At 42.6% G+C, this 13,921-nt stretch carries 11 protein-coding genes; 10 read left to right on the top strand and 1 reads right to left on the bottom strand.

Translation table 11 applies throughout. From position 1 onward, the window contains the following. Positions 1 to 84: 84 nt before the first annotated feature. The 5 genes from licT (at position 85) to NST38_RS18270 (ending at position 7,578) form a co-directional block, all read left to right on the top strand. Positions 85 to 924, top strand: coding sequence for a BglG family transcription antiterminator LicT (gene licT, locus NST38_RS18290; RefSeq protein ID WP_036613486.1), 840 nt, complete (start codon positions 85 to 87; stop codon positions 922 to 924). A gap of 167 nt (positions 925 to 1,091) precedes the next feature. Further along, the gene (locus NST38_RS18285; protein WP_076250105.1) at positions 1,092 to 3,029 is read left to right on the top strand and encodes a beta-glucoside-specific PTS transporter subunit IIABC; all 1,938 of its coding nucleotides are present in this window, start codon (positions 1,092 to 1,094) and stop codon (positions 3,027 to 3,029) included. Positions 3,030 to 3,474: 445 nt separating this feature from the next. After that, complete coding sequence (locus NST38_RS18280; RefSeq protein WP_076250107.1) at positions 3,475 to 5,388, top strand: beta-glucoside-specific PTS transporter subunit IIABC; 1,914 nt, start codon at positions 3,475 to 3,477, stop codon at positions 5,386 to 5,388. Between the two features lie 34 nt (positions 5,389 to 5,422). Further along, positions 5,423 to 6,865, top strand: a complete 1,443-nt coding sequence (locus NST38_RS18275; RefSeq protein ID WP_076250109.1) for a 6-phospho-beta-glucosidase — start codon at positions 5,423 to 5,425, stop codon at positions 6,863 to 6,865. 314 nt (positions 6,866 to 7,179) lie between these two features. Then, on the top strand, positions 7,180 to 7,578 hold the full coding sequence (locus tag NST38_RS18270; RefSeq protein ID WP_076250110.1) for a RidA family protein: 399 nt from the start codon (positions 7,180 to 7,182) through the stop codon (positions 7,576 to 7,578). A gap of 121 nt (positions 7,579 to 7,699) precedes the next feature. On the opposite strand, the gene NST38_RS18265 is transcribed toward NST38_RS18270, so the two are convergent. After that, entirely contained in the window at positions 7,700 to 8,857 is a 1,158-nt protein-coding gene (locus NST38_RS18265; RefSeq protein WP_076250112.1) for a S8 family peptidase, read from the bottom strand. A 221-nt stretch (positions 8,858 to 9,078) separates the two neighbouring features. Between NST38_RS18265 and NST38_RS18260 the strand changes: the two genes are divergently transcribed. The 5 genes from NST38_RS18260 to fabD all read left to right on the top strand — a co-directional run bounded on the left by NST38_RS18260 (position 9,079) and on the right by fabD (position 13,783). Then, entirely contained in the window at positions 9,079 to 9,600 is a 522-nt protein-coding gene (locus NST38_RS18260; RefSeq protein WP_083684390.1) for a GNAT family N-acetyltransferase, read from the top strand. Positions 9,601 to 9,716: 116 nt separating this feature from the next. Then, positions 9,717 to 10,577, top strand: a complete 861-nt coding sequence (locus NST38_RS18255; RefSeq protein ID WP_179087837.1) for a Cof-type HAD-IIB family hydrolase — start codon at positions 9,717 to 9,719, stop codon at positions 10,575 to 10,577. Between the two features lie 171 nt (positions 10,578 to 10,748). Next, the gene (locus tag NST38_RS18250) at positions 10,749 to 12,014 is read left to right on the top strand and encodes a YncE family protein (RefSeq protein WP_076250113.1); all 1,266 of its coding nucleotides are present in this window, start codon (positions 10,749 to 10,751) and stop codon (positions 12,012 to 12,014) included. Between the two features lie 18 nt (positions 12,015 to 12,032). Next, a complete protein-coding gene (locus NST38_RS18245; RefSeq protein WP_036672792.1) occupies positions 12,033 to 12,254 on the top strand; it encodes a hypothetical protein in 222 nt (73 codons plus the stop codon). A gap of 323 nt (positions 12,255 to 12,577) precedes the next feature. Then, positions 12,578 to 13,783, top strand: coding sequence for an ACP S-malonyltransferase (gene fabD / locus NST38_RS18240; RefSeq protein ID WP_076250115.1), 1,206 nt, complete (start codon positions 12,578 to 12,580; stop codon positions 13,781 to 13,783). Positions 13,784 to 13,921 lie beyond the last annotated feature (138 nt).

The raw sequence follows: 13,921 nt of genomic DNA, 5'->3' as shown, positions 1-13,921 counted from the left end.
GGGTTGTAACTGTTGAATCAGGCAAAGCCGTATACCTTGAGAAAAGGGATTGGTTTGTCTTTTTCTGTATATTGGAGTGATAAAGTGAAAATCGAGAAGGTGCTGAACAATAATGCTGTAGTTGCAATGAATGACGAACAGGAAGTTATTATCATTGGCCGGGGGATTGCTTATCAGAAGCGGGCGGGTGATATGGTTTCCGAGCAGCATATCGACAAGATATTTACTTTACAGAATGAAGATATTCAGGAAAACTTCAAGGCATTAATCTCAAGCATTCCTCTGGAATACATGAAAGTATCCGAGGAAATCATCGCTTACGCCAAATTAAAACTTGGCAAGAAATTAAATGAGAGCATTTACTTACATCTCACAGACCATATTCACTTTGCCATTGAGCGGTATCGCAAGAATCTGCCCATACGCAACGGTTTAATCTGGGAGACGAAGCAGTTATACAAAGAGGAATATGAAGTCGGAATGGAAGCGCTCAATATGATCTGTGATCAGTTTGGTGTGATCTTGCCCGAGGACGAAGCCGGTTTTATGGCACTTCACTTTGTTAATGCAGCTTTGAACGAGGAAATGCCCAACATCAAGAGTATGACGCAGGTCATGCAGGAAATCTTGACAATCATCAAGTATCATTTCAAGATTGATTTTGATGAGAACTCACTGACATTTTATCGCTTTGTGACGCATTTGAAGTTTTTCGCCCAACGTTTGGTGAAGGGAAAACATTACAAGAGCAACAACGATGATGAATTGTTCCTGATGATTCAGAAAAAGTATCCAGCAGCGCACAAGTGCTCGGAGAAAATCAAGAAATTCATTGAAAGCAACTACACGTATCAACTAACTGACGAAGAATTGATGTACTTAACGATTCATATTGAGAGAGTTGTGAATGCAACTTCTGAATAATCCCATAGATCAGCTTGCAGGGTTGCAACCACTAGGGCAAAACCTGAACGCTTGAATGACTGAACATACCGTTAACCGGGTGTTCCATACATTCAGATGTTCAGGTTTTTTTATTCTCTCCAATATGCTTTGAATCCGTGTCTAGCCAGAAAGGAAGAAAAGACTTCATGAAACACGAGCAATTAGCCAAAGACATTCTGTCTGGCGTTGGTGGAAAACAGAACATTAACAGCGTGGTGCACTGTGCGACCAGACTTCGTTTCAAATTAAAAAATGACAATAATGCCAAAACAGACGAACTCAAAAATCTGCCTGGAATCATAACGGTAATGCAAAGCGGGGGGCAATACCAGGTAGTTGTGGGTAACGAAGTGTCTGATGTTTATAAAGCCTTGTTACAGGTGAGTAATATGAATGCGGACGAACCGGTCTCAAGTGATGATTCAGAATCTTCCGGTAAAAAAGAGAGTCTCTTGGGTCAGTTTATCGACTTGATCTCAGGTGTCTTTACACCAATTCTCGGATTGCTAGCTGCAACAGGGATGATCAAAGGTTTCCTGTCCATGTTTACTTCTCTCGAATGGTTGGACCCGTCTTCAGGAACATATCAATTGTTGAATGCGGCAGGTGACTGTCTATTCTACTTCTTCCCGATCTTCCTGGGTTACACAGCTATGAAAAAATTCGGTGGATCTCCATTCCTCGGGATGGCCATCGGAGCATCACTTGTATATCCGACCTTATCCGGTCTTAGTGGTGGGGAACCGCTCTATACGCTGTTTGCAGGCACATTGTTTGAATCACCGATTCATATCACGTTCCTGGGTATTCCCGTTATCTTGATGAGTTATTCCTCATCCGTCATTCCGATTATTATTGCTGCTTATTTTGGAGCAAAGGTAGAAGCGTTCTTCAAAAAGATCATTCCATCTGTTGTGAGAACGTTCCTCACGCCATTCTTTACGATTCTGATTGTTGTACCTGTAACATTCCTCTTGATTGGTCCAATCGCAACATGGGCAAGTCAGCTGATTGGTGCCGGGGTATCGGGCATCTATGACTTGAGTCCGTTGGTAACCGGTATTGTTGTTGGTGGATTGTGGCAAGTGTTGGTGATCTTCGGGTTACACTGGGGTATCGTACCAATTATGCTGCTGAATCTGTCCACACTGAAAGCAGACCCGATTCTGGCTATGATGTTTGCTGCTTCCTTTGCTCAGATTGGTGGCGTTCTTGGCGTTATGCTTAAAACGAAAAATACCAAACTCAAATCACTGGGTGTTCCTGCCTTTGTGTCCGGGATTTTTGGTGTAACTGAGCCTGCTATTTATGGTCTTACTTTGCCATTGAAGAAACCATTTATTATGAGTTGTATTGCTTCTGCAACCGCTGGTGGTATTATTGGCTTCGCTGGCTCCAAAATGTTTGTATTTGCTTCAGGAATCTTTGGTGTTCCAGCGCTGATTAGTCCCACAGAGGGAGTCAACTATGAATTCTGGATGGCCATGATTGCCACTATCATTGCTTTTGTACTAGGTTTTGTTCTCGTTTATTTTGTAGGATTCAAAGATCCTGCTAATCCAGAGGCTGCCAAACAGGCTCCAGAGCCAGTAAAAGAAGAGAAGGCTGCACTTGAGCCTAATCCAAACAATCGCTACGAAATTGCCAGCCCGATGACGGGTGAGGTGGTTCCTTTGCAAGAAATTAATGATGCTACATTTGCTGGTGAACATATGGGTAAAGGGATCGCTATTCGCCCAACCAGTGGGAGAGTTGTATCCCCGATTAATGGTGTGGTACAGACGATTTATCGTACCAAACATGCAATTGGTCTTGTAGATGATCAAGGTGTAGAGATTTTGATCCATATCGGTCAGGATACGGTACAACTCAAAGGTCAACATTTCACTGCACATGTGAAAGATGGAGATCGTGTGAGTGTTGGCGATCTGATCGTTGAATTCGATCTGCAGGCCATTATTGAGGCGGGATATGAGACCGTAACACCGATTATTGTAACTAATACGGCTGATTATTTGGACGTGGTTGCTACAACAAGTCGTGAAGTGCAAGAAAAGGATAAATTGGTTACGGTTATTGGTTAATTCTGCTTTAGTGCGTATTTTATTAATCTGAGCATTAGCTCTATAGAGACCACTTTGAAGTTTTCGAAGTGGTCTCTGTTTTTCATTTTCGGTCACTCAAATGTATTTGTGAAATTAATAAAAATAAGTGTTGCAAACGTAGTTCAGATGTACTATGATGAGTTCAAGAAGTAAGCGCATACATCAATCGGATTGTAACTGTTCAATCAGGCAATGCCGACCATCCTCAGTTCAGAGGGTATGGAATGTAACTTACTTTCGTTATCCAAATAATTAAATACCAATGTGTACAGCCTTACAGGGTTGCAACCGTTAAGGGCAAAACCTGAATTGCTGAATAACACGACTGATTTCCGGACGATCCGGTATGTTGTGTATGTTCAGTGGTTCAGGTTTTATTTGTTTCAAAAGTCATGGGGAGTCTACTTAGAGAGGGAGAATTACAATGAGCAACTACGATCAATTAGCTAAGGACATTCTGTCACGTGTAGGTGGTCGCGAGAACGTAAACAGTGTATTCCATTGCGTAACAAGACTGCGGTTCAAACTAAAAAATGAAAGCGTAGCCAAAACGGAAGAACTTAAAAATCTGCCAGGTGTTATTACCGTCATGCAAAGTGGTGGACAATATCAAGTTGTTATCGGCAACGAAGTGCCGGATGTATATAAAGCAGTTGTTAAAGTAGGGAATTTCCCAAGTGAAGGACAAATGGAAGAGGAAACTGACAACTCAGGCAAAAAAGTAGGGTTGTTCAGCCGATTTATCGATATGATCTCCGGTGTGTTCACACCGTTACTCGGTTTGCTGGCTGCCACAGGTATGATCAAAGGTTTCACAGCCATGTTTTTATCCTTTGGATGGATTACAGACACTTCTGGAACGTACCAACTGTTGAATGCAACGGGTGACTGTCTGTTCTACTTCTTCCCGATCTTCCTTGGTTACACGGCAATCAAGAAATTTGGCGGTTCACCATTCCTGGGTATGGCGATAGGTGCTTCATTAGTTTATCCTACGCTGTCCGGCCTGACTGCTGGAGATCCATTGTACACCCTGTTTGCAGGTACGTTAATTGAATCACCGATTCACATTACGTTCCTGGGTATTCCAGTTATTCTGATGAGTTATTCAACATCGGTTATTCCAATCATTATTGCTACATTCTTCGCTGTTAAAATTGAAAGATTCTTTAAAAATATTATTCCTAAAGTCGTTAGCACGTTCCTTGTTCCATTCTTTACTTTGCTCGTTATCGTTCCGGCAACATTCATTCTGATTGGTCCAGTATCCACTTGGGCAGGACAGTTGATTGGTGCAGGAGCAACAGGCATCTACGATTTAAGTCCAGTTGTTACAGGTTTGATTATCGGTGGTTTGTGGCAAGTGTTTGTACTGTTTGGGCTCCACTGGGGACTCGTACCAGTCATGCTTCTTAACTTGAGTACTTCTGGGGCTGATCCGGTAATTGCCATGTCTTTCGCTGCTTCCTTTGCCCAAATTGGTGCTGTACTTGCGGTTATACTGAAAACCAAAAATACGAAATTGAAATCTTTAGGTATTCCGGCCTTCATCTCTGGGATCTTCGGTGTAACGGAGCCAGCAATTTACGGTCTGACACTTCCACTGAAAAAACCGTTTATCATGAGCTGTATTGCAGGTGGTATCGGTGGCGGTATCTTGGGATTGGCCGGTTCAAAATTATACATCTTTGGTGGACTGGGTGTGTTCGGTTTCCCAAGCTTCATTAATAAGGCAACAGGCGTTGATTCCGGATTCTATATGGCTCTGGTTGCATGTGGTATCGCGTTCATCCTTGGTTTTATTCTGACATACGTGGTTGGATTTAAAGACAAAGTAGAAGCTACACCAGCTCCAGCACCAGTACTTGATCCAAATCCGAACAGCAGATACGAAATCGTCAGCCCAATGGCTGGTGAAGTTGTTGCACTGAACGAAATTAATGACGTAACGTTTGCAGGAGAGCACATGGGTAAAGGGATTGCAATTCGTCCAACCAGTGGTAGAGTGGTATCTCCAATCACAGGTGTTGTTCAAACCGTATATCGTACCAAACACGCCATTGGTCTTGTTAGCGATGATGGTGTAGAGATGCTGATCCATATTGGACAGGATACGGTCAAACTGAAAGGTCAACATTTTACAACCCATGTGAAAGATGGAGACCGTGTTAACGCAGGTGACCTGATTGTTGAGTTTGATCTGCAAGCCATTAAGGATGCAGGGTATGAGACGGTTACACCGATCATTGTGACTAATACTTCAAATTATCTGGACGTTGTAGGAACAAAAGATGCATCCGTTCATGAGAAAGATAAATTGATCACGGTATTAAGCTAATTCAAACTAAGGCTGGTTAAGGAGGAACTCCTCAATGAATGAAAAGTTTACAGCCTTCCCGGAGAATTTTCTCTGGGGAGGAGCAACCGCAGCGAATCAATTGGAAGGTGCTTATCTGGAAGGTGGCAAAGGTTTAACAACGGTAGATCTGATTCCGATTGGTGCCAATCGATGGAATATTGCTCTGGGTAACCTGGATTCGTATGAACCAAAAACAGGGGAATTCTATCCTTCACATGAAGCCATTGACTTCTATCATCGATATAAGGAAGATATTGCGTTATTTGCAGAAATGGGATTTAAGTGCCTCAGGCTTTCCATAGCCTGGGCACGGATTTTCCCTAATGGTGATGAAGCGGAGCCAAACGAAGCAGGCTTGCAATTTTATGATGATGTCTTTGATGAGTTATTAAAATACAACATTGAACCTGTCGTGACGATCTGCCATTTCGATGTACCTGTACATCTGGTCGAGACTTACGGCGGGTGGAAGAACCGCAAGATGATTGGTTTCTTTGAGAAATATGGGACGACGCTATTCAATCGATACAAGAATAAAGTGAAATACTGGATGACGTTTAATGAGATCAACATGTTGCTGCATCTTCCGTATATTGGAGCGGGCATTGTCCTTCAGGATGGTGAAAACAAAGATCAGATTCTGTATCAGGCAGCACATCATGAATTGGTAGCGAGTGCACTTGCTGTTAAGGCTTGTCATGAGATCATTCCGGATGCACAGATTGGATGTATGTTAGCCGCTGGAATGGTGTATCCATACAGCTCTAACCCGGATGACGTATGGAAGGCTATGGAGAAAGATCGTGAATCGTTCTTCTTCATCGACGTACAATCGAAGGGAGCATATCCGGGTTATACGAAAAGATTTTTCAGAGAAAATGACATTTGGATTGACATGCAACCGGAAGACGCAGAGATCTTGATGCAGAACACGGTCGATTATATCGGTTTTAGCTATTATGCAAGCCGGTGCACCAGTACGGACCCTGAGATTTTGAAAGATTCGACAGAAGGCAATGTATTTGGTTCAGTAAAGAACCCTTATCTGCAAGCTTCCGAGTGGGGGTGGACCATTGATCCTAAGGGGCTTCGAATTACGCTTAATCAACTGCATGACCGCTATGGCAAACCTTTGTTTATCGTAGAAAATGGACTTGGAGCAACCGATGTGTTGTTAGACAATGACTCCGTTGAAGATGACTATCGCATCGAATATTTGAATAGTCATTTTGCCGAAATGGCTGAAGCGATTCAAGACGGTGTAGAGCTCATAGGTTACACAAGCTGGGGACCGATTGACCTGGTCAGTGCGGGTACCGGAGAGATGAAGAAACGTTATGGCTATATCTATGTAGACCGAAATAATGATGGTACGGGCACACTTCGCAGAGTGAAAAAGAAGAGTTTTCACTGGTACAAAGATGTCATTGCGAGTAATGGCGCACAATATTTCTGATACAAGGGGTCCAACGCTATAGAATAAACAAAGAGCAGTCTCGTTATTACGGGATTGCTCTTTGTCTATGAGGGGATGAATTTGACCCTTGATGTGGCTTTCAGATATAATAAAGAAATGAAGAGAATCTTGTCACTTAAGAAGGGAGGAGCATCCACTCATGAAGAAAAAATCACTTGCGTTTATATCTTCGGGATATGGATACTCCACTGCTGTCTTTTTCTAGAATCTATTCCAAGGGTGAAGTCTGCCCAAAATCGGAATAAAACTAGGAAATAACGCAGAAAAATCTTAAGAATGATGAGGTAATCCAAATGAATATTGACAAAATTACTAGAAAAAATCCAGAAAATATGCCAGCTCCTGTAGGTCAGTACACGCATATTACAAGAATCCCGAGAAATGCAGAGTTATTTGTGACTTCGGGTCAAATTGGAGCAGATCGCAATGGACTTTTTCCAGAGAGTCTGAATGAGCAAGTCACGAATACATTTAATAATATTAAAACAGTGCTCGAATCTGAGCGCTTAGATGCTGAACATATTATCAAAGTGAACGTATGGGCAACCGAGGAAATCGATTGGGATTTCTTATATGCCGAGTGGGGACAATTATTTAGTACGGATTATCCTGCAATGACGATTGGATACATTACAGCGTTAGGTCTACCAGAGATAAAAATTGAAATAGAGCTTTGGGCAGCAAAAGTGTAACATCGAATACTTTTTAACCAAACGAAGGAGCATCTTACTTACAGATGCCCCTTCGTTTTTTTATTTGTGTAAAAATGGAAAGGATATGCCCTGTGTGCAATCATGAGCAATAGTAGGTGTATTATGGCACCTGCAAGCTCTGATAAGCATTCAGTCGACCATATGTCCAGTAGATCCCGGAGCCTGATACCGGATCAGAAGCGAAACACAGCGCGTCCCGAATTTGAGCATTTGTTTTCCCTTGTGCAGCGAGAAGTGCAGCCACTCCAGCCACATGAGGGGCAGCCATGGATGTCCCGCTAAGGTAGGCATAGGAACCACCCAGGTATGTGGAAAGAATGGTATCACCCGGTGCAGCCATATCCACCCAGGAACCATAGTTGGAGAAATTGGATTTGAGATCGGAAGGGTTGGTTGAAGCGACAGCAATCACATTGGGATACGATGCGGGTACGATTGGGAATGAAGTGTTGTCGTTACCGGCTGCGGCAATAATCACAGTTCCTCGATCCCAAGCATACTGTACGGCAGCTTGAAGGAAAGCATTCCCCATCGGCCCACCAAGGCTCAGGTTAACAACCTGTACACCGTTGTTGGCAGCAAAGACAAGCCCGTTACCTACATTACCTATCGTTCCTTGCCCCTTGTTATCCAGTACCCGGAGCGGAACGATGGATGCGAGTGGAGCAGCGCCTGCGATGCCCACTCCATTGTTGGTAACGGAGGCAGCGATCCCGGCTACATGGGTGCCGTGGCCGTTCCCGTCCTCAGGGATGTTATCATAATCAACATAATCATAACCGGGGAGGAGCTTGGAGGCCAATTCTGGATGGTTTAGCTGTACACCGGTGTCGATAATGGCGATTTTGACAGAGTTGTTACTCTGAGTAATATCCCATGCAGCGGGTGCATTGATTTTGGACAGGTTATACTGATAAGGAAAGAAAGGGTCATTAGGAGTGAAGGAAGCCTCAACGAGGTAATTCGGCTCTGCATGTTCAATAAGCTCATGATCTTTGTAATGTTTCAGCATCCGGTGCATTTTTTTGCGGGATTCCACACGGTACCATCCTAAATCTTCATAGGTCTCAGCGACCTTACATCTCCCTTTTTTGTGAAGGGTATGCATCTCATCCTCGGTTGTACCTTCCTTGAATTTGACGAAGAGCTGCTTGGGAGCGTGCGGATGAAACTTGCTCTCGGCAAGTTGGTCCAGATAACGATACATGAACCCGATTACTAGCAAAATGAAAACAAAAACACCTAACCATAACCACATGAGCGTTTATCCCTCCAATATGATTTGTGACACGCCTTATCGTATGCGAACTCTATCAGACTGCGCGGGCACTCTTGCAATTTGGATAGTAGTGTAGATAGATTGATAGGAAGGGATAAATTCGGTAAGATGATATGAAGAGAACCACTTTGGCATGAACAAGATTTAAGGCAGGGCCGAGAGGTAACTCCTAAATACAGAGGATAAGGAATGTGGTTTTATTGACACAACTTCAGAGTATACCGACAGTCACACCAGTTCAGGCACACCAGATTCATGACGCCATTGATTTTGCCATGCGTGTACGCAGAGAAGTGTTTCCGATGATGGATCATACGAAATTGCCTGTGGACTTCGAGCAGTTCAGAGAACATTATCTGCACTCCGATGGTTCGATCTTTCTTGTTGCAATGATGGAGGATGCGGGCATCGTCGGTTCTATTGGAATATTACCTTATGATGGACGCATCGAAGCTGTGGAAGGTCGATATGCAGCTCGATCGGCTGCCGAAATAGTAAAATGTTATGTAGATCCCGCGTATCGTAGGTTTGGCATTGGCTCGATGTTGATGAACGAACTGGAGAGCGTGGTAAAGGATATGCACTATACGACGCTGTATTTGCATACACATCGCTTCTTGGCAGGAGCCGTAGATTTCTGGAAACGCCAAGGGTTTACGGTTATTGCTGAGCAGGATGATGACTGGCAAACCGTACATATGGACAAGTTGGCATGTAAGTAACCATTGTAACAGAACCGAAATTCTGACCACATTTTGGAAAAATTGATTGATGATACTATAACTCTTGTATACAACAACATAGACATATACGAGATACATGATGGGGGCATAAGAAGATGCAAGAAATGAAGCGAAAAATTGTTTTTATTGATATTGATGGCACATTGGTCGACGATGACGGAAGTATTCCGTTGTCAGCACAGAAGGCTTGTAAACAGGCCAGAGAGAACGGACATCTGCTCTATTTATGTACAGGCCGATCCAAAGCAGAAATTTATGATTCCATCTGGGATGTCGGATTCGATGGTCTGATTGGTGCAGGTGGGGGTTATGTGGAGTTTGGCAAGGACGTGTTATATCACAAAAGGGTAACAGCGGAAGATGTTCGACATATGGTCGATTTTTTCAATGAAAACGGCATTGACTTTTACCTTGAATCTAATTCGGCATTGTATGCGAGTAGCAATCTTCAACCTCACCTGGAACGCCGTATCTATGGTGATGTGGAGAATGACCCTGTAGCCAGAGAGAAGAAGGAACTGAAACCGCACCCGTTTATTGCCGGATTAACGTATGGAGAGGCCGACCTGTATAAGGATGATGTGAATAAGGTATGTTTCTTGGAGAGCTCAGCCATCCCGTTTGAGCGGATCAAGCAAGAGTTTGAAGGGAAATTCGAAGTCATTCAGTGCACTGTGCCGATCTTTGGTGAAGGAAGTGGTGAACTGATGATCCCTGGCATTCACAAAGCCATTGCAATCGCCGATCTGCTGAATCATCTGGGCATGTCCCAAGAAGATACATTTGCCATCGGTGATGGCATGAATGATGCCGAGATGTTGGAATTTTGTAACACCGGAATTGCCATGGGTAATGCAAAGCCAGGTCTGAAAGCCATTGCAGATGATATTACTGGAACAGTAGAGGAAGATGGATTGTATCATAGTTTTGTGAAGTATGGATTGATTGAGGGATAAAGAAATGAGGCAATCTGGAAAACAGTTAATACGTACACCCTTTGTCCCAAACCTTATTTTAGACCCTGCATATATTATTGCAGGGTCTTTTTTGGTTTAAACAGATCAATTTATATTTTTACAAAAGGATTCTAATCAAACCATAACATCTAAGTGAAGGAGAGAATCGAAATGGCCATTCTATCAACCGGACCTATCGAGAATAATGCCGTCAGTGATGTACGGCCAACACAACAAGTTACCGTTAAAATTGATAACAGGAATTCTCTGGATGGATCCGTTGTTTTGATACAAGGGTATAATCTGACCTCTACGAGGACTTTATATGTCAGCGAGCAGATTTCAATTGATCCGGATCAGGTAGTGACAAGAACTTATTTTGCCAATCTTGATGCATTTGAATTTGTCTTTACAGTTGAAGGTGTAGCTATAGAGCAGACGGAGATTTCCGTGTGGGGCAAAAATGAAACCGGCCAGCTTGTTGCTGCACATCGATTAGTTTCTTCCGAACTTGAAATAGAGGGGGATAATACGTCAGTCAACCGCATATATGTAGCCAATTTTAATAGTAACGATGTTTCCGTCATTAATGGCGAAACGAATACGGTGATTGCTACGATACCTGTGGGGACGAATCCTGCAGGGATTGATGTCAATCCATTAACGAGTCGTATTTATGTCGCAAACAGAAGCAGTAATACCATTTCCGTCATTAATAGTTTAACCAACGCAGTGATTGCTTCTGTTTCGGTTGGGAGTGAGGCAGGTGACGTAGGGGTCGATATAGCGACCAATGCTATTTATACAGCAAATTTTAATTCATTGGATACAACTGAAGATGTAACTGTTATTGATGGATTGACCAACACGGTGATTGATACTATCACTATTCCGGGACTCAATTTTTTAACGGGTATAGGCGTCAATTCCTTAACGAATCGGATCTATGCAGTAAATTTTAATTCTGATGCTGTGTCTGTGATCGATGGAGTAACCAATACAGTGATTGCTACGATACCCGTTCAGGTTAATCCATTCCGTGTAGGGGTCAATCCAGCCACCAACCGTATTTATGTATCGAATTTTACCAGTAATACGGTTTCCGTTATTGATGGATTGACGAATTCCGTCATTGATACCATTCCAGTCGGCGTTACGCCAGCTGAAGTAGCGGTTAATACCTCCACAAACGCTATTTACGTACCCAATCGAGACACGGATAATGTTTCAGTAATTAGTGGATTAACAAATACCGTGATTACTACTGTTCCGGTCGGGAATAATCCAAACGGAGCGGGCGCCAATCCGTTAACTAATCGAGTTTATATAAGCAATCAAGATGACAATACCATTTCTGTGATCGATGGCGAAACAAATACGGTGATTGCTACTATTCCGGTGGGGGCACGTCCGTTCGCAGTAGGTGTAAATCCGTAGAAAGGTGAGGGGATTTGGATGAAAGAAGTTATAACGGCATCAGACTTAATGGAGCAGCTGATCACCATGAACAAAGAAAATTCTGTATGCCAAGTTAGGATTCCAGGTAAGGGGATGTATGTAATTGTATTACAGGACGATTATTCAACTGTGCGATCTTCAGATCAGATGTTGAGTGATACAGAGAACGAAGCGAGCGAAAAAATCGGATCTGAAATAAAGAGGAATCCTTTTCTCTGAGGATAAGGGGAATCGCGAGTCTTGAATGATCAGATTAGAACAAAACAGGCATCTCCTCAATGGAGGTGTCTATTTGCATAGTACTCAGACTACAGACAAGATCCAGTAAAGAACAGCACTAAATGTTCCAATATAGAGGCCAACAGGGAGCCAAAAAAGAATGACGAATTTTTTTCCGTTCATAGAAATAGATGCCCCTCCTTTTGACTTTGTTATTGCATAACTCCTAATGAAAGTTTATTATAAATTTGCAAACAAGGAATTTATTGGTTTATGGTTGTCGAAGTGCATGAAATATAAAGTAGATACATGGAGGATGCTGGATGAGTAATGTAGCTCTGTTGTTTCCTGGACAAGGTTCTCAGATGGTTGGGATGGGGAGAGACTTTTGGAATAACTTTGATGTGGCTAAGAAGTTATTTGAAGAAGCTAGTGATGCCATTTCTTTCGATTTGAGAAAGTTATGTTTTGAAGGTAGCATGGCTGATTTGACAATGACGATGAATGCTCAGCCTGCACTTTTGACTGTTAGTGTCATAGCATATCAGGTGTATATGCAAGAAATAGGGATGGAACCCGCTTATTTGGCTGGGCATAGTTTGGGAGAATATTCGGCTCTGGTATGCGCAGGTGTTCTCTCATTTCATGACGCCATTAAACTGGTAAGACAACGAGGGATCATTATGCACAATGCAGACCCGGATCAGAAAGGTACCATGGCCGCCATTTCAGGTATTCATTTAGATACACTTCAAAACATATGCGAACAAGTTTCCACGATCGAGCGCCCTGCTTGTGTGGCTTGTGTGAACGCTGACCAGCAGTTTGTCATTTCGGGACATCGGCACTCTATACAAGAAATTATTAAAAGGACAGAAGCCCTGAGAACGAAACATTCGTATATCAATGTAAGTGGTCCCTATCATTCTCCCATGATGCAAACCGCAGCAGAACAATTCAAAGTTGAATTGGATCAATATCAATATGCCCATGCAAAATACCCGGTTATTTCCAACGTTACAGCAGCACCCTATGAGTCTGATCGATCTGTCGTGGATTATTTAACCATGCAGATGACGATGCCTGTAAGATGGTTAGAGTCGATGAACTATTTGATTAAACAGGGAGTCACTGAAGTTGTAGAGTTGGGTTCTAAACATGTGTTAGTTAGTCTTATGAGTAAAATAACGAAGCGTATTGTACCGTACTCGCTAAGTCAGCCTTCTGATTTACTAATGCTTACAAATACACAAGAAAGGAAAAATAAGCGGTTAACGATTCGTAAAAAGTTGTTATCAGAACTAATAGTAACCGCACTCATTTCAAGGAATTATAATACAGATTCAATATCCTATACCCAAACGGTTGAGCCATTGTTTCACCAATTACAACGGGCAAAGGAACAAGTAAACAACAATGAATATGAACTTAGTGAAGAAGAGATAAATGATGCTCTACAGGTATGTCATTCCATTATTATAGCAAAAAAAATTCCATTGGATGGAACCGCGTTCATCGATGCAATCTAGTACCCGATCTGTTCTTTTGCAAGATCTATATTACAGCAACAGACTGCCTTTTTATAAGGTAGTCTTTTTGTCCTTTAATGCATCTGAACTTGTTGAAGCTTCAGATATTTGGTAATAAATATGTCAATAACCCACAAA

The organism is Paenibacillus sp. FSL H8-0104 (genome assembly GCF_038050215.1).
GTDB classification, from domain to species: Bacteria; Bacillota; Bacilli; order Paenibacillales; family Paenibacillaceae; genus Paenibacillus; species Paenibacillus amylolyticus.
Note: the sequence above shows the minus strand (reverse complement) of the source record. Positions and strands in the feature narration are given on the sequence as shown.